The following is a 23,513-nucleotide window of genomic DNA, read 5'->3' as shown; positions in this document are numbered from 1 at the left end:
CTAATTACAAAGAGTCTTATAGATTTAACGATAAAAGCATAAAAAGGAGTTTAGAAGTTATGCCTCATACATGGTTTTTATATCATACAAGTGAAGATCCGTTTACCTATCCTATGGGTACGGGCATCTTGAAGCTCAGACTGTTCACGCAAGCTGGACAGCAATTATCCTGTACCGTCATCTACTCAGACCGTTATGATTCTCCGGGGCATGAAGTTCCTTTGCAGATGGAGCGGATTGGGTCGGCAGGTGTTTATGAGATACATGAAGCGGTCATTGAGACCCCTACTAAAAAATGCAGATATCTATTCCATGTAACTAATCCTGCTGGTGAATATGTCTGGTATGGAGAGAGAGGGGCGTCGGAGAACCGGGAACGTGCGGGTTCTTTTCAATATGCATATCTCCATCATTCTGAGGCGTTGAAGTTACCTTCATGGAGCATGGATGCAGTAACCTATCAAATCTATCCCAGCAGTTATAACGAAGGAACCTTACAAGGCATCTCTGACAAAATGCCCTACCTGCAACAGTTAGGAGTAAACGTTGTTTATATGACGCCTGTATTTGAGTCTCCTTCAGAACATAAATATAATACCTCCGATTACTATAAGGTTGATCCAGTATTTGGGGATACGGAAGGATTGAAGGCACTGGTCAGCCAGGCGCACAGACATGGAATCAAAGTGATTTTAGATGCTGTGTTTAATCATTCGGGAGATCGCTTTTTCGCGTTTAAGGATGTGTTGGCAAAAGGAGAGCAATCTCCGTATAAAGATTGGTTCTTCATTCATTCCTTTCCGGTTACGCAGACCCCTGTACCCAATTATGAAACGTTTGCCAAAGCTGAAGCGCATATGCCAAAGCTGAACATGGACAATCCGGATACGGCGAATTACATGATTGAGGTTGCGAAGTATTGGGTGCGCGAGACAGGGATTGACGGCTGGCGTCTGGATGTGGCCAATGAAGTTAATCCGCGTTTTTGGTCCCGGTTTCGGCAAGAACTCAAATCTGAATATCCTGAAATCCTGCTGATCGGTGAGATTATGCATGCTTCTGGGCCATGGCTTAGAGGGGATCAGTTCGATGGAGGAATGAATTATGTGCTTCGTGATGCAGTGTTAGAATTTTTTGCGGAACAATCGACGGGGCCAGTTCGCTTTATGGAGCAATTGCTCCATCAGGAGGCGTTGTATAATGACCAGGCGAATTCAGCTATGTTTCAGTTGCTTGGCGACCATGATACCCTGCGGTTTCTTACAGCGTGTAAAGAAGGTGGGCGTGGTTGGGACCGCTTGGGTACCGCTGTTGAACGTATGATGCTGGCTGTTTTTTTCCAGATGACCTATATCGGCATTCCAATGATCTATTACGGGGATGAGGTTGGGATGGAAGGGGCGACGGACCCCCACTGTAGAAAAGCTATGATATGGCAAGAACAAGCTCAGAATGCAGTGCTGCATAAGTGGTATCAACAGTTGATTTCTCTGAGAAAAAGTCATGAGGTTCTGCGCAAAGGCTCCTTCCGTCCTTGGTTTACTGATGAAGTTCGTAATGTGCTTGGTTACATACGAGGTGTGGAGCACGAAAAGATAGGGCTGATTATCAATAATTCTCCAAACCCTTACCAACTAGAGCTTAGCCCATATCGAGCTGATAAGAACGAATTAACTGATTTATTGTCTGGAGTAATTTTTAAAAATAATAATAAGCTTACGGTCAGCATTGAACCATTCGGCTGTTTGATGTTGTATTAAAAAAGAAAGGCCCCTCTCTAAGGAAAGGGACCTTATTCTAATTTACGGCACTTTTTTTGCTTCTTTTGTTCTTTAAGTCTCTATATTCCTGATTCTCCCATTGTTTCAGCAACGGAAACGGATCAAAAGCCCATTCGGTAATTCCGCGATCGCGGTAAATGCCAAAATGTAGATGCGGAGGAAATTTCCCTTGAGTTCCGGGATTGCCGTAACCCGAGCTGCCTACCCAGCCAATAATTTCACCGGGGGTGACTATATCTCCGCGAGAAATGGTTTTGTTATATCCAGATAGATGAGCGTAATAATGGTAACGGTTCTCAATATCGCGAATCCCGATTCTCCAGCCGCCGTACCGGTTCCAGCCTTTTGTCTCCACTAAGCCAAAGCAGGTGCTTCGGACTGGCACTCCTTGAGGTGCAAATAAATCTGTTCCTTCATGGATACGTGCTCCACCCCAGCTTCTTCCAGTGCCCCAAGTGCTACGATAAGAATAAAGGTTACTTAAGGGAAGCGGGAAGGCATTGCCGGATAGGTCCAGCCGTCCAAAATGTTCATATAACTTCGCGAACTGGGTAATGCGCTGAGGCGCGGCCATTGTGATAATACTCCCAGACCCCGATACTGAAATCACTAGCGGATTGTCCATACTTCAATAAGTGTCTAGCCATACTATACAGAACGTCCGCATCATTCTCTGGATCAGCAATGCCGTCTCCTGAGCCATCACTGCCAAAACCATCAAAGAAGCTAATGGAGTTCGGGGAAGTATCCCCTTGATCCGGATTGAGTGGACCAGCCCATACCGGTGCCGGGATCTTTATGGCTGTAAGGCGCGTGGAGACAGGCTGCCCTGAGGCTCCCTTTTTGGCGAGCGTGCGTTCATATTGATCAATGGCTGCGAACCTAAACCACGGGATACCAGTAGCTGCGCTCATTTGCTCATAAATCTGTCTTCGGCCAGACCATTGCGCTTCTTTGCTAGCACTAGCGGGATCCCCGCTGCTCATCACCGGTTGGATTGTAGGCCGCGCTACAGCCGCTGAAACGGGAAGGTTTAAACCACCCCAGAGGATAGCGGCCGCGGACAGGCATAACAGGGTTCTCCGGTCTTTAATATTCTTAAATAGGGCCAGCAAGATAACAGCCTCCTTTTGTCCGGGCATTAAATTGAGTGTAGTCACTTCGGATGAAGCTTTTTTATAGATTGGTGCAAAATGCTACTTTTTATCCGTTCTTGTCTAAAGGTACCAGAAAAATCTCGCTGGAAACTCCAGATGATACACCCTGCATATTTCACAAAAACAGGCAATTGTAAATCGCACATGTTATAATATGAGGCAGCAACTTTCATCTGCAGCATCACATTCAGGAGGAAGCGGGGTTTATCATTTTGTCTAATAAAACAGCAAAGCAACCTAAACCGGATTGGATTAAGATTAAGCTAACTACCGGTGACAACTATCAGGAAATCAAAAGCATGATGCGTTCCAAAACTTTACATACCGTATGTGAAGAAGCTAGGTGTCCGAATATTTATGAATGCTGGGCAAACCGTACGGCTACCTTCATGATTTTAGGTGATATTTGTACACGCGCATGCCGTTTTTGTGCAGTGAATACAGGGATGCCTACAGAACTGGACCTGCAGGAGCCTGAACGTGTAGCTGAAGCTGCAGAGAAAATGAATCTTCGTCACTGTGTGGTGACTAGTGTGGCCCGCGATGATCTTGCGGATGGTGGCGCTCAGATTTTTGCTGAGACGGTAGCGGCGATTCGTAAACGCCTTCCGTTATGTAGTGTTGAAGTGCTTATTCCAGACTTTTTAGGAGACCGGAATAGTCTTGAGATTGTCATGAACAGTAATCCAGACATTCTTAATCATAATATTGAGACCGTGGAACGGATGTCAGATCGTGTACGGGCTAAAGCGAAGTACCCTCGTTCCTTGGAATTGCTGCGCAGAGCCAAGGAAATGAAACCCAATATTCCAACCAAATCGAGCATCATGCTTGGTGTCGGTGAAGAGTGGAATGAGATTTTACAAGCAATGGATGATTTGCGAGCCGTAAATTGTGATATATTGACTTTAGGACAATATTTGCAACCCACTCCAAAACACTTAAATGTGGAGAAATATTATCCACCGGAGGAATTTGCATTGTTGAAGGAAGAGGGAATGAAGCGTGGCTTCAGCCACGTGGAATCAGGCCCGCTAGTTCGCAGCTCTTATCATGCGCATGAGCAGGTGAAGTCTGCAGCTCAAGCTCGCGAGGAGCGTGCGGTTTCTTCTAGCTAATTATTGCTTTTCTGTGGTTTAATTCACGGAGAATGTTAGTAAGAGGAGGAAGAAGCGACAGCGTTCTGATATCTCTGCTCTTAGGTTACCCATAAAAATCGTTGATTTGCGTCATCGGAGGGGAATATTGGTGCTGTAGGAGCGGTTCTAGAACAGCGACCGAAAGCCCAATATTCCACATAGATGGCGGTATAATCAACGCTACGATACCCAAAGAAAGGCAGGCGACAAAAGGTTTGATCGTAATAGGCGGAAAAGGCTATGAACTTATGTTGGATCATAAGGATGGTTGGAATCCGGAGGCGTTTCGCGGGAGATATAGCGAGGTGCTGGAAAGATACGACTATATTATCGGTGACTGGGGTTACAGTCAGTTGCGTTTGAAAGGTTTTTACCGGGACAACCATCCTAAGGTGAATCGGGATACAGCGATTTCGGGTATGGTTGATTATATTAATGAATATTGCAATTTTGGCTGCGCTTATTTTGTGCTGCATAAATTGAAAGAGGTACCACAGGAAGGCATGTTCAAGGATATTTTAATCAAAGAAATACCAGAGCCGAGTGATGAAGAGGCCTTGGAGCAAGAAGGGGAAGCTAGTGATGAAGCGGCTGCAGATAAAGAGTTCTCTGTTAAAGAAACATCCTCTAAGCAAGGCTCGAATCACTCATTGGCATTTAAAGAGATGACTTCTTCTAAGGACAATATGGTGAAGGATAGACCTGTGAGAGAACATCAGAGCCGAAATCACCGGGGCAAGGATTCACAGGGCAAGAAATCCAAAAAGGATTTCCAAGGCAGACCGCCACAAGGTCAGTCTCAGAAGCCCCAAAACACACCAAAACCTCAAAGCGCTCAAAACAACCAAAACAACCAGAATAACCAGAACAACCAAAACATAGAAAATTCACAACCTTAATGATGAAAGCTGAACCATAAGTAGAGTCCTTCTACGAATGAGCCAGCTTTTTTTCTTATAAAAAATAGCAGAGCAGCGTTTCTCCCGTTACTTGGAGATCGCTGCTCTGCTGTTGCTGTGCCGCTCGGTGTTGCTCAGTGCTGCTCTGTGCTGTGGGCTCGGTGTTGCTGTGCTGCTCGGTGTTGCTGTGTGGCTCGGTGTTGCTGTGCTGCTCGGTGTTGCTGTGCCGCTCGGTGTTGCTGTGCTGCTGTGTGTTGCTCTGCTGCTCTATGCTGTTAGTCGTTGGCTGCTTGACCCAGCAGTTTCATCATCCCCTAAGGCTTAAGGACCCAGATGCCGTTATTTGCGAATTTTCAGCTTTTTGAGCAGGGTTTCGGACTCCAATGAAGCTATTCGTTAGAAAGAGGCGTAATTATGGTGTTTTTCATACCAATAGCGACTATGGAGTCCGATAGCATAACAAATATGGATTAATATTGCGTTTAGGGTCATCCATGTCCGATAGGTGCTACAGATGTTTCGTAGGTCCAAATATTATCAAACTAAACAAAGAACAGGAGTTGTCCCAACGGCCATTTCATGGCTTATGTGACAACTCCTGTTTTTACTCATTGGTGCTTGATTCAGCAGCTTAATGATTAGTGAGATTAAGGATCTATTTTACAGATAATTTCAATTGTTTCTGTGTTGCATTGTAACTCCATACAAGCGCAGGGAACTTCTTCTTAAAGGCATTTAATTCAATGAAGGTCTCGCCGTTCTGAGAAAGCGCCTCTTTGGAGGACAATGTAAAGCCGGTCGCTTTACCTGCCCCGTTCGTTACGATGACTTTTTTGTTCTTGGCATCCCATGTGATGTCGCCTTCGATCAGTGCACCTAGTACGAGCGAAGAAGCATAAGTCTTATCTCCTTGCTTTATTAGACCTACATTACCAGCAAAAGCAACCCCGTTGACGTTCAAGATATGATGATCACCGGAAACCTCAATGCTTTTCATTCCTGCAATCTGTAGAGCGGTAATTAGCTGTGCAGTTTTGCCTTTAACCTCAATATCCGGTGCAAGCCCGATGTGATTAAAGTCTTCTTTATTTGGAGTTAGGTATTTCTGCGTAGTCAGCTTCAGCATGTCTCCATTAGACATTGGAAGCAGGCTCTGAATACGTGCTTTGCCGAAAGAACGAGTGCCTACGACGGTAGCGAGCTTATTGTCACGTAATGCGCCAGTAAGCGCCTCAGAAGCGCTGGCAGTGTACTCATTCGTTAGAATGACGACGGGTACGCCTATTTTGCTGCCGCTGGTAATCGTTACTGGAGTAAGTGCTCCGGTTTGATCAGAGGTATACATCATAATGCCTTTATCCATAAAATTGGAGGTAATGTTGTATGCCGAATCCATATAGCCGCCTAAGTTGTCACGCAAATCAAGCACCATCGATTTCATACCTGCTGCGCGCATCTTTTTCAGCATAGCGGCGAATTCTTCATCGGAATTCTGTGTGAAACCGCTCAGTGTGATGTAGGCTATCTTCTGTCCAACAATGGTTCCGGTAACGGAAGTTGAGCTGATTTCATTCCGGGTTACACGAAATGATTTAGACACTCCATTCCGGAGCACCTGCAGAGTGACCTTGGTGCCTGCGGCTCCGCTTAACTCGTCACCTTCAGTCTCTTCAACGGGGATTCCGTTAATTTTGACTATCGTATCGCCGCGTTTCAGACCTGCTTGTTCTGCAGGCGAACCGGGTGTTATGTCTTCGATGTAGAGCTCTGTTGCGGTATATTGCAATCTAACACCAATACCAACGTATTCCAGATCAACATCATGTTCAAATTGTGCCGCTTCCTCGGTATTGAAGTATTGGCTATAGGGATCATCCAGGGTGTTCACCATGCCATCAATGGCTCCACGAATCAAGGTATCCTTATCTACACCGGAGAGGTTATAGTTCTCCAGAATATTCATGACTTCATTGATAAGATCACGGTTATCTGTAGATGCCTGAGCGGCATCGGCAGCAGACACCACTGGAGCAAAAGTTAGGGATAAAGCCAGACAGCTGCCTAGAAGTGCACTTATTACTTTATTGGATTTCATGGAATCATACGCCCTTTTTATATAATTTATAAGATAAGAAAGTATACACTGCACGAATTAACTTTCTGTGACGTATGGTTGTTAGGATTTCACAAGTTTATAGTAAACGCTGTAGGTGTTATCAGTAGTCCATACCCCGTTATCCGACTTGGATAAAATGAAGATCGTGCCTTGCTCAAAAGTTTCCTCTTCACTGGCATCCTTCTCTTTGCTTTCTACATAAATAGCTGCTTCTTTGGCGCTAAAATAGTAGATACTCGAAACGCTTGGAGTATAAATGACGTCATATGAAGTAAAGAAATCTTCCAGATCTTCCTTAAGGGAAGTATCATATTCTTCTCCGTATGAAGTCATGGTGGAAAGAACAGCGGCCGAATTTTGTTCATTCATAGCTTGATAATATTTGGTGATATTACCTTTGATGGCATCCGCATCATTTTGAGGAATGTTAGCTGCTGTTTTTAGAGCTTGTTCACGAGTCAGCAGTATCACGGAGCTTTGGGATTCCACAGATGATATTTTCCAGCTTCCATTCTTGCGGACAAGTGTATACATGTATTCGTCCTCTGTATCTGGCGTATAGGCCCCACCTGTCCGGCGAGAGCTTTCCAGTGTATAGACAGTAGCGTCATTGCCTGAAATATCAATGATTTCCAAACTCTCAATAGTATTTTTTATGTCAAAAATCTCAAAGGATGCATTAAGATCCGCTACTGACTCCGCATTTGAGGATTCTGAATCCATAAGGGAATAGAAGCTAATCGCTTTTTCTTCATTGAAATACTTATTAGACAAACGGATTAATGCTGTAATCGCTGCTTCGTCCTTATCTTTGGATACTGGGGTGGTAATTTGCACGCTTCTGCTGGTTGAATTCCAGACGGCTGTGCCTCCGGTTGCCTCTGCGATAAAACGTAAAGGAATGTATGTAGTGCCAGCTGAGGAGACTGGTGCGGTGGTCAGTTTTTTCACGGTTCCGTTAACGGTTGCGCGGTTGCTGCCAATTTTCAGGCTGATCGCCAGATTTGAACTTTTACCTGTTACTGTTCCAGTCTTGGCATCCCAAAGCACCTGGAGTCCAAGCTTTTCGAAGATGACCCGGAAAGGGACAAGTACAGAATTGTTCGCTAAGTATGGGGTTCCTGCGGTAAAGGAAACCTTACTGCCGTTGATATAAACATCAATCGGTTTTGAAGCAGCAAAAGCCGGGACCGCCAGTATCAGGGCCAGAAGACTTATGCTCAAGAGGGATAATAATTTTTTCAACAGTACTCTCTCCTTTTATGTAACTCTTTGTAAAATAGCCTCATTATACCATTTGATTTCTCTCTATGTCTATCAATTGGTGTTAGTTTTGTCACACCAAAAATAGCCGGAGATATTGAAATCTCCAGCTTTTTGATCCCCTGATCTCAGACTAAGAAAGCTTCACGGACACGGTTCCAGAACGGAAACGGACGATACCTTGCGAAGCTGACTTTTTTGTCTGAAACTTGACAGCGTACTGAAATCAGGTCATCAACAGGAATGTTGTTATGATCTACGGTGAGCAGCAAACGCTGGTCTTTACATGAAAAAATGTCACAATGATGATGCTTCGGCAGTAGTAGCGGCGAGCCCATTGTCCGGAATACACGGTTGTTAATAGACGCGATTTCGGCAATCTGCAGCGCTTCTATTGAAGGGTGAACCATAGCGCCACCAAGGCTTTTGTTATAAGCGGTGCTGCCAGAGGGAGTTGAAATACAAAGTCCATCGCCTCGGAACATTTCGAAGGTGACATCATTGATGTCGATTTGGATCATTATAGTTCCATCCACCCCTTTAAGGGTAAATTCGTTGAGGGCAATGTGAGACGAAGATCCCGATTTTTTGTGAATCTCCAGCTCTATTAATGGATATTTCACAATGCGCGGTTTCTGCGGCTCAGTATCACCGGTTCCGCACATATAATCGATTAAGGTGGGCAGCTCTTCTGCTTGCCAGTCCGCATAGAAGCCGAGGTGTCCTGTGTGCACACCTACAAAGGCTAAGTTGGGAATCTGATCGATAAAGGTATGAAAAGCGTGCAGCATTGTGCCGTCTCCACCTATCGAGATGACGATTTCCGGAGACTCGGCATCCAGTTGCAAATCCCGCTCCGCCGCCAGCTTGTGAAATTGCTCGGCAAGTTTGATTGACAGCTCATCACCGCGGTCCAGAACATAATATCTCAAGATGTACAAGCTCCTTTATATAATTCCGTCATACACCGATCATAATCAATCTTGCCCCGGAACACAATATGTAATCAACTTCGGCGCATCAATCGGAGCATTGCCATAAAGACAGGAATAAGCAGTGACACTAGAAGAGCAACGGCCAGTATAAGACTCAGTAGAGCTAGGCTGGCAGTGACACCAGAGGCTGAAGGTGTGAAGGCGGTGGAGGCTGGCAGAGAGACCCAGGCAGAAGACAATCCTGATCCCATCACAGGCTTCCATAGCAGCACCACGAGACCTGCTGCGAGTACGGCATGTATTAGTCTCGCAGTTAAGAACGGCAGATAACGCAGCCCGGTACCGTTCAAAATACTGGCGACTTGGGCATGTACAGATAATCCGCCCCAAGAGAGAATAAAGGCAGCTGCTGCGACCTTGAATTGAAGCGGGATGGAAGAAGCGGCTTCACCAGCAGAACGGGCACCTATGGTGACCTCGAATAATCCGCTGATCAAGGCCTGAGCTAATTCGGGAGGCCCTCCAACAAGGGAGACGAGAGATCCGGCCAGGCTAAATAGTGAGGGCAGGATTCCGGCACGGGCAAGCAGCTCCATTAGCACGTTGAAGAATACAACCAGACCCCCTACGACAATAATAAGCTGTAGCGAGGATTGGATCGCTCCTTTTAACAGCTCCCCGAAGCTACGTCCATCCTTGCGCCGGGCTTCGGACATCGCAAGGAGTGCGGCATGTATTCTGCCGAATCCTTGTTTTGCTGGAGCAGAGGGGACGTCAGAACTACTTTTTGTTGGGTCTTGGGTGGGGGTCTTTTGTTCCTTACGTCCATGAAATGACATTAGGAGACCAACCATTAAGCCACTTCCGTAGTGGGCTAGTGCCAATATTAGCCCCAAAGAAGCATCGCGAAAGAACCCAACGGATACCGCCCCTAATAGAAAAATAGGATCGGAGGAGGTTGTAAATGCTACAAGGCGTTCACCTTCAATTCTGCTGATCAGCTTCTGCTCCCGCAGCTTAGCGGTTAATTTGGCTCCAACGGGATATCCTGATACATATCCCATGGCCGCGACAAAACCACCGCTGCCTGGTATACCGAAGAGGGGACGCATCAGTGGATCAAGTAAAGCGCCGAAGAGATGGACAATGCCTAAGCCTAGCATGATTTCAGAAATGACGAAGAAGGGAAACAGTGAAGGGAAGAGCACGTCCCACCAGATGGCCAGGCCACGTAAGGCTGCGGCAAGAGATGCTTCAGGATGAAGTAACATAAGCAGCATACAACCTGCCAATATGAATCCCAGCAGCGGGCCGCCAATCTTTTTAAAAGTCATAATTAACGCCTCCTGGTCTATGGTTAGATGTATGCAAAAAGAGGGACAAACAGCACAAAAAAATGGAGAAAGCGGTTACAATTATCTGTGCTTTTTCGCAGGAATTATGATATTATGTAATAAATAAATGCACCCTCTGTTACACGATTAAATGGGATGGAGTGATGGCGATGAGCGTTATAGCCGGAGTTCTCGTTTGTGCTTTTGTATATGTAATCCGGGTCTCTCTCGTCCCTCCTGGTGATGAGGAATTTAGGACCTACTAACCTTACTCTTCAGGCGCTGAACTATAGTTTAGCGCCTTTTTTCTGTAGTTTAGAGAGCACTTTCGACGGATATCCGTGTTATGCTTATCTTTGGTATAATAAAATAAGTAACGTTTCATTAATATGGAAGAAGGCTGGTAACCTCAATGAATCCAAATGAGAGTATATATGACAATCTAGGGGGGGCTGAAGCACTACATCGGTTGGTGGAAGTGTTCTATGCCAAGGTACAGCTTCATCCGCAGCTGGGACCCTTGTTCCCTGAAGATATTACTCCAGTTCTGGAGAAGCAATATCAATTCCTGACACAGTTTTTTGGCGGGGGTCCACTTTATTCGGAATTACATGGACATCCCATGATGAGAGCAAGGCATATGCATATTCCTATTACTCCAGAACGTGCTGAGGAGTGGTTACAATGTATGAAAGAGGCACTGGTGGAGACTGGAGTCGAAGAACCACTGCGTTCATTCGTGCTTAGCCGCCTTGCAGGTCCTGCACATCATTTTGTTAACATGCCCCAGGAATAACAAGGGACAGGTTGATCCTGAAAGGAATGAGAGTACTTGACAGAGTTAATACCCCTATATTCTATTAAGGTCAAGTGTTGCAACTGTGAAAATGAATTTTCAACCTCGCGGGTACGCCCTAGTCTAAAAAAGGCTATTCGGCGTGATGCTGATTTCTGCGCGTATTATAAAAATGAGAATCCGGATTATTATGTTGTACGGGTCTGCCCCAATTGCGGGTTTGCCTCCACAGAAAATTCGGCTGACAAGCTGACGGAACGCCAGCGCAAGGCATTTAATGAACAGGTAGGGAAACGCTGGAAGAGCCGGGACTTTGGAGAGAAACGAGACTGGGAAACTGCGCTCGAGACCTATAAGCTGGCGCTTTTATGTGCTCAAAGTATTAACGATAAAGATCGGATTATCGCAAGTCTGCTGCATCATATTGCTTGGCTCTATCGCTATCAAGGGGAGACTGAGCAGGAGAAGCGTTTTTTACGCTATTCTTTGGACGAGTATGTTAAGGTCTATGAAATAGATGGCATTGCCGGCAATGATGCCCGGCTCATGTACCTGATCGGCGAACTTAATCGGCGGATCGGAGAATACTCAGTGGCTGTAATGTGGTTCTCCCGTCTGATCAATGATCAGAAGATCATGGATGCGGCGATGATTCGAGCGGCACGTGAGCAGTGGGTTATTTTACGGGAGCAAATGCGTGCTGAGGCTCTAGATGTTGAAGTTGATATCGAAGGCTTGTCTTCAAGTTCATAATGTTTGCGAACAACAAAAAGCGCAGAAGAGAATTAAATTCTCCTCTGCGCTTTGTAGAAAGAAAATGTTAGGATTTGCTTATCTGACAGCTCGATCGAACAAAAGGTAATCGCCGTCATTATCTATAACTGTAGGACTGGCGCTGCAGCAGGGGAAGACGAGCAGTTTTTTCTTGCCGTCACGAACGATTTGTAATTCTTTTGGCTTCATAGGCAGAAGCACATTCTCTGAGTTGCAGAATGGACAGTATTGCACATACATATCGCCTAGAATGATGTCATAAGGCCAGGTATGACTAAATGGAATCATTGTGAGTCCTTCCCAGAAGGAGTCTCTTCATTTTCGCCCTCAGTTTGTGGGGGATTTTCTTTTTTGGATAGCTCCGCTATTTTTTGTAGTAAAATATGTTGGGGCATATGCATCAAGTGTTCCAAAGGAACGCCTAGTTGCTTGGATAACGTAATGGCTGTTTCCGGTGAAATTTGTAGTGGCTTCATATGGATGCCCTCCTAAAGTTTATCGGCTATAAATGTTCAGATATCGTTATTCACTTTACCATGGTGTTAAGACAATTACAAAGAAAGTCAAATGAAAGCAAAGGAATGGTGAGTACACATGAAACAACCGTTATCACTGACTTGGGAACTTGATACTATTTTTCCGGGGGGTTCTTCGTCTGCAGAGTTAGAAGGGTTCTTGAGCAAGCTTGAAAAAGATATTTTATCCTTGCAAGGCTTTGTGAAGGATGCTGTGGCACCAACGGATGTTGCGTCTACCAAAGCATTGGATGAGGTTATAGCATTGCTTCAGAGCTGTTCAGGAAGACTTGTGGAGGTCACTTCCTTCGCAGACTGTCTAGGCGCTCAGAATCAGATGGACAAGGGTGCGGTAAGGCTGGCGGCCAAAGTGACAAGCATGCGCGCCGGATTCGAAGGGATCAGCTCGCAATTTAGCAATGTACTTCGTCAGACTACGGACAAGGTATGGGCTGAGTGGATGGCTCGTCCAGAGATTGCTCCTTTAACGTTCGTACTGAGCGAGAGCCGTGATTTGGCCCGTGAGAAGATGAGCCCTGAGCTGGAAAGCTTAGCGTTGGAATTAGCTGTTGACGGATATCATGGATGGAGCGGGCACTATGATACGATTGTTAGCTCGATCAAGATCCCATTTGAGGATGAAGAAGGAACAAAGCTGCTATCTGCTGGTCAAGCTTTTAATAAGCTGGATGATCCAGATCCAAAAGTGCGGCAAACGATGTTCCATAAATGGGAAGAGGCTTGGACTGAAGCGGCAGATAATTGCGCGGATACCTTAAATCACTTAGCAGGCTTCCGCCTGAAGCTCTATAAGGGCAGAGGGTGGGACGATGTTCTGAAAGATCCGCTCAGCATCAATCGTATGACACAGGACACCTTAAATACGATGTGGGACGTGATTACGAATAGCAAACCTGTACTTGTGTCCTACCTTCAGCGTAAAGCCAAGCTGCTGGGACTGGATTCTCTCTCATGGGTCGATGTCGAAGCTCCTGTAGGCAAATCCTCCGGCAAGATCCCTTATGATCAAGCTGCGAAGGATATCGTCACACAGTTCCGTAAATTTAGTCCTAAGATGGCTGAGTTTGCAGAGCGTGCCTTTGATAATAACTGGATCGAGGTTGAGGATCGTAATGGCAAACGCCCTGGTGGATTCTGTACTTCCTTCCCTGAGAGTAAAGAATCACGGATATTCATGACTTACAGCGGCACACCTTCCAATGTTTCAACATTGGCCCATGAGCTGGGACATGCTTATCATTCCTACCTGCTTGATGATCAACCTGTATTTAATCAGAATTATGCAATGAACGTTGCAGAGACCGCTTCAACCTTTGCAGAAGTGATTGTATCTGATGCTCAGGTTAAAGCTGCGGGCAATGCAGAGGAGAAGCTGGCTCTGCTTGAAACGAAGATACAGAACAGTGTGGCATTCTTTATGAACATTCACGCTCGATTCTTGTTTGAGACTCGCTTTTATGAGAAACGTAAGGAAGGTCTTGTAAATGCTGAGGAACTGTCCGCTCTGATGGTGGAAGCACAGAAAGAAGCTTTCTGTGGTGTGCTTTCTGAATACCATCCTCACTTCTGGGCGTCAAAGCTGCATTTCTATATCACAGATGTACCTTTCTATAATTTCCCGTACACCGTTGGTTATATGTTCAGTACAGGCTTATATCGTCTGGCATTACAAGAGGGAGCTTCCTTTGCAGACAAATACGATAGCTTGTTGCAGGATACCGGCGTGATGACATTGGAGGATTTGGTGCTCAAACATTTGGGTGTGGATCTGACAAAACCGGATTTCTGGCAAGGAGCTACAGATCTGATTGTGGCTGATATCAACGAGTTCTTGGAGATGACAGAGCATTTAGCATGAAATGTCTAAAATAAGACAAATTTCAGTGCGCAAAAAATAACGGAATTTCAGTGTGAACACGCAAAGACCCCGGTTAAGGGGTCTTTTTTTAATGCTTAAATGTCGAAAACCCCCGGTTTATAAAAATTAATATACGAATGATCCATGAATTTTGCGCATTACTAGGGATAATAACCCAATTTTGTAGAATAATGTTGTTTGACGTATTTAAGGGGTCTATAATGAGCCTTGAGCCTTATAAAAGGCTTGCATGGAAGACAAATGAGCTCAGCTCAAAAAGCTTAAGTAAGCGCTTACTAAGCCGATTTGTACGAAGTAAACTCGAAGTAGCTAAGCTCACAAAACGATATAAATCGAACCAGAAACTTGGGAAAAGGGGAAGGAGTGGCGGAGGGGAATTTTGGAACTGTAAGAGCGAGAGCGACTGCCTTTGTCTCCGAATTTCACCCGCTATACGCGTAAGAATTCAAGAAATTTGGAGACAACAGCGGCTGGAAGTCCAAACATTCCCCGCAGTAGCGACGGACCCTTAGCCCAAATATTTAGGGTTCGATTTATAAGACGAAGTAAACTCGAAGAAGCTAAGCTCACAAAACTTTTAGGAGGAAAGATATGCTTAAGACAGAACAGCTATCATTAGCAAGACAGATGGATTTGGTGTTTAGGGAACTGCAAGAGGAATTGTCAGGACTATCTTCCGGTACGGTATTTGTGCAAATACGAAATAATACCATTGGCAAATTCGGCATACGTCATCATCCTTTAGCCGGTCGGGGGGGTGGATTCACAGAAGTGAAGGAAGGAATAACGGAGAGCCAGCAGTCTTCTTTTCGTCTAATGGCACTGGAGAGTCTGAAATACAAACGCCGTTGGACTCATGGTGAGATCAGCTATGAATTCGCTATAAGACAGGGTAAGCTAATCGTAGATGCTACGCTGGAGTCTAATTATAATATGGCGAATCTGATGATTCGATCTCCCCGTAATGCTTACGCCGAGAGTGCTGATCAATTTTTAAGTTAAACGTTTTACATAAAAATTGTTTGCAGCTGGGACTATAGGCTATAAATTAGAAAAACCCCCCACAGCTTCTAGAAGAAGTGTGAGAGGTTTGAAAGCTAGTCGGCAATAGGCTGTTTAAGACCTCTGCCGGATAAAACACTTAAGATAACGATGTTACTGACGACCGGACAGTTGTTGTTCTGCCAGTTGTACTAGACGTTTAGTGATGTAACCTCCCAAAGAACCAGTTTCGCGGGAAGTGTAGTTCCCGTAATAACCGTCAGCTGGGATCGTTACTCCAAGCTCTTGTGCTGCTTCATATTTCAATTGTTGCAACGCTGCATTTGCTTGAGGAACTACAAGGTTATTGGAACGGCTGCTACGACCTTGACCTGCTTGACCCATGTGTGTCACCTCCTTCGCCCGTTGTGAAGATAGTATGAGCGCTAAGAGGCTAATTCATGCATGCTATCGAAAGGTTTTAAGGATGGTAATTATTAGTCGATTAAAAGTAAGGGTAGAAAGCCCAAATAACTAAGCTCGCACAAAAAATCGGCCTTCTCTTACGTAAACGCAAGGGAAGACCGATATAATGTATATCTGCTTTAATTCTCGGGATAGATCATTTCCAGCATAGTGGACAGCTCAAGACTTTGACCTGGTTCTACCTTCAGCAAGCCCGTGAAGGAAGGGTCATCGGAAACGTTAGGAGCATCCGGGAGCCAGGTGTAAGGTTCGATGCACAGAAATTGATCGGCCGGCCCTTTGGTATACAGGACCCAGTGGCGGAAATGATTCTCGTCAGCTGTATAACGAAGACCATAACCATCATCGCGTAATAGCAAGGCTTCTACGGGCTGCTTGTCACCAATACGTAGAGCAGTATCAAAATTAGTTCCCTGGAGGTTGATTCCAGAGTTTAGTGAATCTAGATCACCAAGTGGAATTAGATTGCCGCTAGGGAGCAATTCATCGTTTAGTTCATAAATGCTGTTTACGGGCAGCTTGAGATTCCAGCGTTCAGGTTCTCCATCGATCATAAACCAGGTGTGATAACCGATCCCAAAGGGAATACGATGATCGCCGAGATTTGTAACCTTTAAAGTCTGGCTGAGCCGGGCATCCTGAAGCCTGAATGTCATTTCGAATTTGAGTGGAATGGGAAATTGCTCCATCCAGTGCGGATCATCTTCAGTAAGGAATTCAGTAGTGACTGCACAACCGTCCTCGTCTTCCTCAATATCGCTGACACACCAGGATTGAGTCCGGTGTAGACCATGGATATGATTGTCACCAGCGGTATTCTGGTCAAATTGATAACTTGTACCCTCGAATTGAAATTTTCCTTTACGAATTCTTCCGGGTGGAATTAAGAGCGGGATGCCAAAATGGTAAGGTTTTTGCATAAAGAAAGCTTGATCGCTTTCATCAGGCCGCCGCAGAATTTCCCGTTGTTCTTTTACATCAAACAATGAAATCACGTTGTTTCCTAGTCGCGGCAAAAGCGTGACTTCCAGTTCGCGGCTGTGCAAAATATAAGTATCATAACCGCCCCACTGCCCTTTGGTCACCTGTTTCATGAGATATGCTCCTTTATCGTAACTGTAATCGAATAGAACATGGATAACCTTATCATAACAGATTTATGCGGAAGTGGTTAAGTGATTTGACAACTTCTCTTTATGGTTCTATGATGAAGGCATTAAATTATGATGAGAATGTGATGACGGGGACAAGTAGACAGGAAATGCACCTTCAGAAAGCCGGTGGTTGATGCGAACCGGTAGGACACTCCTGATGAATGGACCCCTGAGCGCCGCGCTTGAACGGGAGCAAGATGCCCTAGTAGACCGGCCGGATCTTCCCCGTTAACGGAAGACTAAGGCTGTTTCCCTTTGACTATACAAAGGTTAAGCAGCGAATAAGGGTGGCACCACGGTCTCACGTCCCTTGCGGATGAGGCTTTTTTTGCGTTCTCGGAAATCGGAAATTACATCTAACGGAGGTCTATATTATGTTGAAAAAAGTAATGTCAGGCATACAACCGAGCGGTTCTCTAACTTTGGGTAACTATATCGGAGCGCTGAAAAATTTTGTGAAGCTGCAAGACGATCATCAATGTTTCTTTATGGTTGTCGATATGCATGCGATCACCGTTGCTCAAGATCCTGCGGCACTGCGTGAGCAGTCTGAAGCTGTAGCTGCACTCTTTATCGCGGCAGGAATTGATCCTGTGCGTTCGAATGTATATATGCAGTCTCATGTGCCTCAGCATGCGGAATTGGGCTGGATCATGACTACGCTAACGGCAATGGGCGAGCTTGAGCGTATGACACAGTTCAAAGATAAATCATCAGGTAAGGATTCAGTTGGTGCGGGGCTATTCGTATATCCTTCTTTAATGGCAGCAGATATTCTTGTTTATAATGCGGATCTTGTGCCAGTAGGTGAAGATCAGAAGCAGCACTTGGAGTTGACCCGTGATTTAGCTGGCCGTTTCAATAACCGTTTTGGCGAATTCTTTACGATTCCTGAACCGTATATCCCTGAAGTTGGCGCACGCATTATGTCTCTGGATGATGGCACTAAAAAAATGAGCAAGAGCAGCCCGAATGCAGGCAGCTATATTGCCCTGTTGGATTCGCCGGATGTGATCCGTAAAAAAATCAGCCGCGCAACGACTGATTCTGGACGTGAAGTGATCTTTGATCCGGCTAACAAGCCAGAGATTAGTAACTTGATGAGTATTTACTCGGAATGTTCTGGGATGTCCCTCCAGCAAATTGCCGATCGTTATGAAGGACAAATGTATGGTGGCTTTAAGAAGGATCTTGGGGAAGTGGTTGTATCCACACTTGAGCCTTTGCAACAAAGATATCATGAAATTCGCAGTTCAGGTGCGATCACTGATATTCTTGCTGAAGGTGCTGAACGTGCACGTATTGTTGCAGCTGAGACGTTGAATGGCGTAAAAGAGCGGATGGGCTTTCTGCCAGCTCGTTAATCTTAGTCAGAGCTTAAGCTTTCCTGTTTGCGTCTAATTCTGGCTTTGAGGATAAATCCCCAGCCAATATTCATTACGCAAAGAAAACCAAGCAGAAGTGCCAGCCAGAAGCTATAGCTGATCGCGATTGAAGCGGCAGTGAGAATAAGAATAGAAGAACAAGCGAACCAAAGTGAGAGTCCTTTACCCATTAAGAGCCTTCCTTTCCGTGTCTGCTAAAATGAATCCCGGAGTATTATAAAATACTCCGGGATTTTTTGTGATTATAGAATAGATCTCTCAGTAAGTCTACAGTTTCATCGTAAAGAACCAGGGTCGATGGAAAATCGTTTGTCGAGCTTATCACTGCTAAGCCAGCCTACATAAGTATTTAAAGGTTTATATTGGTTATCCATAACTAATACAGCCACAAAAGGGTATTGTTTGCGGTGTAAATAACGAACGTCTCCCCAGCGCACCATATATCCTGAAGGAAGCTCCTCCACTTCGGCAACCGCATAAGAGGTGAAATATAGAAAGGACTGAATATCTGGATGCGACTTGGATATTTCCACAGCGGGATGATTCGAGCAGACCGCATGTTTGAACCATTCCAGGCGGTTGTTCAGTAGCTGTCCAACGTCATAGCTGCCGTCTTTTTTCACTTTAACTACGTTCCAGCGTTTAAGTGAAATTGTAGGGATTACAATATAACGTTCACCAGCATTATGGTGTATATCTTTAAGCTTGATGTTTCGTGTAAGGCGGGCATGAACAACCGTTCTCCAAATATAATAAAGAATGGTACAGGCATAAAGCGTAATAAATAAAGGTTTGGGCGGCACAATCCCAGTGATCCAGAGTAGAATAGCTGCGATATGGCTGCCAAAAATAAATGGATCGAAAATGTGGATGATATTCCAGGCAATCCATTTCTCAGTAAATGGACGGGCGGCCTGGGTTCCATAGGTGTTAAACAGATCAGAGAAGACGTGCACGCCTACGCCTATGAAACCCCAGAGTGCAACATGGCTTAAAGCTGCCAAATCAGTAAATCCAAACAGAGGCCCTAAGACTAGGGCAATCAGAGCGGGCCACAAAATTAGAAAAGGCAAGGAGTGTGTGATTCCCCGGTGATTACGAATATATATTGCATTGTCCTTTAGTCTTAATGCGGTATCGGCATCAGGAGCTTGTGAGCCTAAAATCGTAGCCAGCATAACGGCCCCGGCCAGTTTAGGGTCAGAAGCAACGACAGGATCTACGAATGAAAGTCCGGCTAACCCTATGCCCATAACTAAATGTGTAGCGGTGTCCATTGGTCAGTTCTCCTTTGTTGTTCGGAAGTACATTATTAATAATTACCCAAATACAGCTTAGGTTATTAACGGGCTGGAAATAAATATTGTCACGTAATTGTCAAATTCATGAACATACTGTGCCATGACTGTCAAAGTCTCCTCGGGTTTGATATGATAAAGTTAACAGCGAAGTCTATTTAGTGCTTCGGCTAGAACGTTAGAAGTTCGTTTAGAAGGAGGATCATTTGGTGTGGATAATCATATAACATTTCAAGCTTCTTCCGATTCTGCAGCTATGTCTGCAAAATCTCCACCGGAAGGTGCAAGTTGGCGTGATTTCATTACCGTAACAAAACCCGGTATTATCCGATCTAACCTCATCGCTGCCTTTGCAGGATATTGGCTGGCTTCAGGTTGGGATGTTCAATACGGCAGATTAGTTCTGACTCTGCTCGGTACAATGCTGGTTATGGCTTCGGCCTGTGTTTTTAATAACTATTTCGACCGTGACCTGGACATGAAGATGGAAAGAACGCGCGATCGGGGGCTTCCTACAGGACGACTGAAACCCAAAACCGTATTGCTGTATGCTATTGGGCTAGGGATTGCGGGCTTGATTGTACTGTTTGCTTTTTCCGGAGTTTTAGCCGGTCTGTTCGGGATTGTAGGGATGTTCGTTTACGTTGTAGTATACACCCTTTGGTTGAAACGGACATCAACATGGAGCACTTCAGTAGGTGCGATCTCTGGAGCTATGCCACCGGTAATTGGCTACGTTGCAGTTACGGGAACAGTTGATCTAGGGGCTTGGCTGATGTTTGCGATGTTGTTTCTGTGGCAACCTCCCCATTTCTGGGCACTCGGGATTAGACGTAAAGAAGAATATAGAGCCGCTGGATTTCCGCTGCTGCCTGTAGTCAAAGGAACACGTCGTACGAAGTTTCAAATGATTCCTTATGTAGCACTGTTGCTGCCTATTCCAGTGTTAATGTACGCCTACGATTATGCAGGCATTTTTTATCTGGTGATTTCAACAGCGCTGTCCCTGGCTTGGTTAATCATAACCTTGATGGGCTTTGCAGCAAAAGATGACGAAGTCTGGGCGAAGAAGAACTTCCTCTTCTCCATTAACTACCTAACGGTAAGTTTGATCGTACTTGTATTGAATACGATTCACGGTTAAGAAGAGGGAGGGTATTATTGTCCGTGCAGACCTTTAAGCGTTATAAATGGACCTGGATTCTACTATTGCTTGCTTTGGTAATGGCTGGTTATCTGGCAGTTAATTCTTTGAATTTAGGAAAAGAAAAACTGCCGGTAATCGGAGAAGTGCAGGACTTTTCACTTGAAAATGTGGATGGAAACCAGATTACTCTGGCTGATACACAAGGTAAGGCGCGGCTGGTATACTTTTTTTTCACACAATGTCCGGATGTATGTCCTATAACTACGTTTCTGTTATCTCAGACGCAGAAAATTCTGGTCGACGATGGCAGCTTTGGAAAAGATACGGCGTTCGTCTCCATTTCTTTTGATCCAGAGAATGATACGCGTGAAGCCATTAAAAGCTTTGCGGACCGTTTCCAGGCAGATTATAAGGGTTGGTACTTCTTACGGGGGGATCAGGAAGTCATTCGTAAGCTGGCAACTGATTCTTTTAAAGTACTAATTGCAGGGAATAGTAAAGAAAATTTCGTACATGCCAATCGCATAGCATTGGTTGATCGGGACAATCGTCTCCGTGCATTGTATGACGCAGGGGATACGGATAACATAACGCCTGAATTTCTTGCCGATAGGCTGAATGAATTGGCTCGTGAATAGAACATAACCGCATAACAGAAACGCCTTTTTCGAATCCCATTTATTGAAGGATAACGAAAAAGGCGTTTTTAATTTCTTAGGCAATATATCGCGAATCAAAAAGGAATGGGTTCAGGGTAAATGATGAACTCTTCCAGACCCGCTTTTTCAAGCTGATTGATATTGTATTCATCTGGAGTGCCTTCCACTCCGGCATAACCCCGGCGTGTATAGATGTGACCAGCATCGGGAAAGGCATCGCGGAGAATCCCGCGTATTTTTTTGCCTGAACTGTCGTTATCCATATAAAGATATACTTCTCCATCTCCTACTTTTTGTCGCAGGGACTCGAGTTTGAGCGTATTTAATGTACCAAAGGTACAGAGGATTTCGACTTCCGGTACCAGCACGCGTCGTAATCTGCTGCGATCGTTTTTGCCTTCGACAATAATCGTAATGGACATTTGCTGACAATCACCTCCGGAAATGAAGTCTGAACTTACAGACTCATTATAGTTTACCGAAGGAGGAGCAGTTTTAACAACTGTTTCTACAGGAAAATCTTCATTCCCCGGGAAATGTCGTAAAAACAATAAATCATGCGGCCCGCCCATTCCATTTGGAAGAGTAGGTAGACAGTTTGGTTGAATTTTTTGGCGGAAGCAGTAATAGTGCAACCATCAGCAATAGAAAGGCAATGAAATAAGGTGAAACAACGGCTCTTAATTGTCCTGCGGCCACAGGGCCTGCGAATGCGCCTAGTGACATGGCTATCGACTGCATGGAGAAGGTGCGTCCCATACGTCCTGGTCCACCTAGACTAATAAAGAGCGATGCCATTGCAGGAAATAATATTCCTTTGGCTGCACCCAGCATAAAGAGAATAACGGAAGCGGGAATGCTGTGAAGTGAGGCGAGCGCAAAAAAACAAAGGGCCATACCTAGCAAGGCCACGGCTATTCTTCCTCCTGGGGAAAAGCGGTTCAGGAAGAACAAACTGAGTGTTACCAAAGCCCCTAAGCTAAGGAGCGATAAAAGAATTCCTGTGGAAACAATGCTATTACTTCCGGTCTGAGATAGAGGAAGTTCAAAGAACAGAACCCCTTGTGAACAAGAAACGAAAAAAGGCAGCAGATAATAACGTTTGGAAACTGGATTGGCATCGGATATAGGGACCGAAGGAAGATCCTGTTTTTTTAAAGGAGGTGCTGCAGAGTTTACAGGGCGCACTAAACGCCGGGCAGGCGCCGGTACACTGAAAAAAGCCATGATGCCTGTAGCGATAAGCAGCCATCCCAATGTGGTGAAGGTGCCGGAATAGCCAGCTTTAGCTACGATAAAGGCCCCCGCTGCCGGGGATACCACTGAAGCTAAGGTATGAACGATACCATGTCCGGACATATATTTCCCCTGCTCAGTAGCATCAGATGATAATGAAGCCAGCAAGGTCATGCACGCTGGAGAGAGGAAGGCGAGCGCGAACCCGCTTGCTGCTCGTAGCATCAGCAAATGCCACGGAAGCTGAGCATGAGCCTGCAGCAGTAGAATGGCTCCCGCAGTAACAAGGCTAAAGACGATGTAGCGGCGGCTGCCATTACGATCGACGAGTACGCCTGCGAGCAAATTGCCAGGAAGATGGGTTAACGAATACATGCCCATCATCCAGCCAATAAAGGCGGGTCCCGCACCAAGAGAGATGGCAAAGGGCGTTAGAATAGGATACTGTGCATGTAAATCAAAAAACGCCAGAAAAAGAAACAGGTACAGCCACAGCGCAGTTTTCACAGGGAAACACCTCCGAGAGCCACCTACAATAAAGATTAATGCAGGAAGGCG

Annotated in this window: 23 protein-coding genes, 1 pseudogene and 1 other annotated feature; of the genes and pseudogenes, 11 read left to right on the top strand and 13 right to left on the bottom strand. The window is 45.3% G+C overall.

The features are described from left to right. Positions 1–59: 59 nt before the first annotated feature. Positions 60–1,760 (top strand): alpha amylase N-terminal ig-like domain-containing protein, encoded by a 1,701-nt coding sequence (locus MKY14_RS17025; RefSeq protein ID WP_340976932.1) that lies wholly within the window; start codon positions 60–62, stop codon positions 1,758–1,760. A 37-nt stretch (positions 1,761–1,797) separates the two neighbouring features. Here MKY14_RS17025 and MKY14_RS17020 read toward each other — a convergent pair. Further along, positions 1,798–2,923, bottom strand: a pseudogene (locus tag MKY14_RS17020) (M23 family metallopeptidase). 227 nt (positions 2,924–3,150) lie between these two features. Here MKY14_RS17020 and lipA point away from each other — a divergent pair. The 3 genes from lipA (at position 3,151) to MKY14_RS17005 (ending at position 5,301) form a co-directional block, all read left to right on the top strand. After that, on the top strand, positions 3,151–4,056 hold the full coding sequence (gene lipA / locus MKY14_RS17015; protein ID WP_036685320.1) for a lipoyl synthase: 906 nt from the start codon (positions 3,151–3,153) through the stop codon (positions 4,054–4,056). A 236-nt stretch (positions 4,057–4,292) separates the two neighbouring features. Next, positions 4,293–4,976 carry a YutD family protein gene (locus MKY14_RS17010; protein WP_081386415.1) on the top strand — a complete coding sequence of 228 codons (684 nt, stop codon included), beginning with the start codon at positions 4,293–4,295 and terminating at the stop codon, positions 4,974–4,976. A gap of 112 nt (positions 4,977–5,088) precedes the next feature. Then, positions 5,089–5,301, top strand: coding sequence for a hypothetical protein (locus MKY14_RS17005; RefSeq protein ID WP_139331114.1), 213 nt, complete (start codon positions 5,089–5,091; stop codon positions 5,299–5,301). Positions 5,302–5,631: 330 nt separating this feature from the next. On the opposite strand, the gene MKY14_RS17000 is transcribed toward MKY14_RS17005, so the two are convergent. From MKY14_RS17000 to ylbJ, 4 genes are all read right to left on the bottom strand, one after another. Next, the gene (locus MKY14_RS17000; RefSeq protein WP_076128004.1) at positions 5,632–7,071 is read right to left on the bottom strand and encodes a S41 family peptidase; all 1,440 of its coding nucleotides are present in this window, start codon (positions 7,069–7,071) and stop codon (positions 5,632–5,634) included. A gap of 81 nt (positions 7,072–7,152) precedes the next feature. Beyond that, a complete protein-coding gene (locus tag MKY14_RS16995; protein WP_076279682.1) occupies positions 7,153–8,337 on the bottom strand; it encodes a copper amine oxidase N-terminal domain-containing protein in 1,185 nt (394 codons plus the stop codon). Between the two features lie 146 nt (positions 8,338–8,483). Further along, positions 8,484–9,287: an NAD kinase gene (locus tag MKY14_RS16990; protein WP_076184770.1), complete on the bottom strand. Its 804-nt coding sequence runs from the start codon at positions 9,285–9,287 to the stop codon at positions 8,484–8,486. 74 nt (positions 9,288–9,361) lie between these two features. Then, positions 9,362–10,624 carry a sporulation integral membrane protein YlbJ gene (ylbJ, locus tag MKY14_RS16985; RefSeq protein ID WP_340976929.1) on the bottom strand — a complete coding sequence of 421 codons (1,263 nt, stop codon included), beginning with the start codon at positions 10,622–10,624 and terminating at the stop codon, positions 9,362–9,364. Between the two features lie 412 nt (positions 10,625–11,036). On the opposite strand from ylbJ, the gene MKY14_RS16980 reads away from it, so the two are divergent. Then, positions 11,037–11,420: a globin domain-containing protein gene (locus MKY14_RS16980; RefSeq protein WP_076134176.1), complete on the top strand. Its 384-nt coding sequence runs from the start codon at positions 11,037–11,039 to the stop codon at positions 11,418–11,420. A 36-nt stretch (positions 11,421–11,456) separates the two neighbouring features. Next, a complete protein-coding gene (locus MKY14_RS16975) occupies positions 11,457–12,173 on the top strand; it encodes a DUF2225 domain-containing protein (RefSeq protein ID WP_036685310.1) in 717 nt (238 codons plus the stop codon). A gap of 78 nt (positions 12,174–12,251) precedes the next feature. On the opposite strand, the gene MKY14_RS16970 is transcribed toward MKY14_RS16975, so the two are convergent. Then, a complete protein-coding gene (locus tag MKY14_RS16970) occupies positions 12,252–12,482 on the bottom strand; it encodes a hypothetical protein (RefSeq protein ID WP_036685307.1) in 231 nt (76 codons plus the stop codon). Beyond that, complete coding sequence (locus MKY14_RS16965; RefSeq protein WP_036685305.1) at positions 12,479–12,670, bottom strand: YycC family protein; 192 nt, start codon at positions 12,668–12,670, stop codon at positions 12,479–12,481. The genes MKY14_RS16970 and MKY14_RS16965 overlap by 4 nt, the downstream gene beginning before the upstream one ends. A 118-nt stretch (positions 12,671–12,788) precedes the next feature. Between MKY14_RS16965 and MKY14_RS16960 the strand changes: the two genes are divergently transcribed. After that, positions 12,789–14,588, top strand: a complete 1,800-nt coding sequence (locus MKY14_RS16960) for a M3 family oligoendopeptidase (protein ID WP_076184769.1) — start codon at positions 12,789–12,791, stop codon at positions 14,586–14,588. Positions 14,589–15,200: 612 nt separating this feature from the next. Then, the gene (locus MKY14_RS16955; protein WP_036685297.1) at positions 15,201–15,611 is read left to right on the top strand and encodes a hypothetical protein; all 411 of its coding nucleotides are present in this window, start codon (positions 15,201–15,203) and stop codon (positions 15,609–15,611) included. A 153-nt stretch (positions 15,612–15,764) separates the two neighbouring features. On the opposite strand, the gene MKY14_RS16950 is transcribed toward MKY14_RS16955, so the two are convergent. After that, on the bottom strand, positions 15,765–15,995 hold the full coding sequence (locus tag MKY14_RS16950) for an alpha/beta-type small acid-soluble spore protein (RefSeq protein WP_036685295.1): 231 nt from the start codon (positions 15,993–15,995) through the stop codon (positions 15,765–15,767). Between the two features lie 200 nt (positions 15,996–16,195). Next, positions 16,196–17,170 (bottom strand): aldose 1-epimerase, encoded by a 975-nt coding sequence (locus tag MKY14_RS16945; protein ID WP_076184767.1) that lies wholly within the window; start codon positions 17,168–17,170, stop codon positions 16,196–16,198. A 134-nt stretch (positions 17,171–17,304) separates the two neighbouring features. Then, positions 17,305–17,544 (top strand) — a binding site (T-box leader). Positions 17,545–17,607: 63 nt separating this feature from the next. On the opposite strand from MKY14_RS16945, the gene trpS reads away from it, so the two are divergent. Beyond that, positions 17,608–18,594, top strand: a complete 987-nt coding sequence (gene trpS / locus MKY14_RS16940; RefSeq protein WP_036685592.1) for a tryptophan--tRNA ligase — start codon at positions 17,608–17,610, stop codon at positions 18,592–18,594. Positions 18,595–18,596: 2 nt separating this feature from the next. Here the strand turns inward: trpS and MKY14_RS16935 are convergent, their stop codons facing one another. Both MKY14_RS16935 and MKY14_RS16930 read right to left on the bottom strand, forming a co-directional pair. Further along, on the bottom strand, positions 18,597–18,785 hold the full coding sequence (locus tag MKY14_RS16935; protein ID WP_036685291.1) for a hypothetical protein: 189 nt from the start codon (positions 18,783–18,785) through the stop codon (positions 18,597–18,599). A gap of 105 nt (positions 18,786–18,890) precedes the next feature. Next, complete coding sequence (locus MKY14_RS16930; protein ID WP_076218717.1) at positions 18,891–19,892, bottom strand: metal-dependent hydrolase; 1,002 nt, start codon at positions 19,890–19,892, stop codon at positions 18,891–18,893. A gap of 232 nt (positions 19,893–20,124) precedes the next feature. Here MKY14_RS16930 and cyoE point away from each other — a divergent pair, with 232 nt between their 5' ends. Continuing rightward, positions 20,125–21,057 carry a heme o synthase gene (gene cyoE / locus MKY14_RS16925; protein ID WP_036685285.1) on the top strand — a complete coding sequence of 311 codons (933 nt, stop codon included), beginning with the start codon at positions 20,125–20,127 and terminating at the stop codon, positions 21,055–21,057. 23 nt (positions 21,058–21,080) lie between these two features. Next, the gene (locus MKY14_RS16920; protein WP_139331113.1) at positions 21,081–21,698 is read left to right on the top strand and encodes an SCO family protein; all 618 of its coding nucleotides are present in this window, start codon (positions 21,081–21,083) and stop codon (positions 21,696–21,698) included. 95 nt (positions 21,699–21,793) lie between these two features. On the opposite strand, the gene MKY14_RS16915 is transcribed toward MKY14_RS16920, so the two are convergent. Both MKY14_RS16915 and MKY14_RS16910 read right to left on the bottom strand, forming a co-directional pair. Further along, on the bottom strand, positions 21,794–22,141 hold the full coding sequence (locus MKY14_RS16915; protein WP_036685586.1) for a DNA primase: 348 nt from the start codon (positions 22,139–22,141) through the stop codon (positions 21,794–21,796). Between the two features lie 133 nt (positions 22,142–22,274). Next, entirely contained in the window at positions 22,275–23,462 is a 1,188-nt protein-coding gene (locus MKY14_RS16910; RefSeq protein WP_076127992.1) for an MFS transporter, read from the bottom strand. Between the last annotated feature and the right edge of the window lie 51 nt (positions 23,463–23,513).

The sequence above is a fragment of the Paenibacillus sp. FSL R5-0887 genome (genome assembly GCF_038002305.1).
GTDB classification, from domain to species: Bacteria; Bacillota; Bacilli; order Paenibacillales; family Paenibacillaceae; genus Paenibacillus_AQ; species Paenibacillus_AQ odorifer.
The sequence above is the reverse complement of the archived record's forward strand: the minus strand, read 5'-3'. Positions and strand labels throughout refer to the sequence as shown.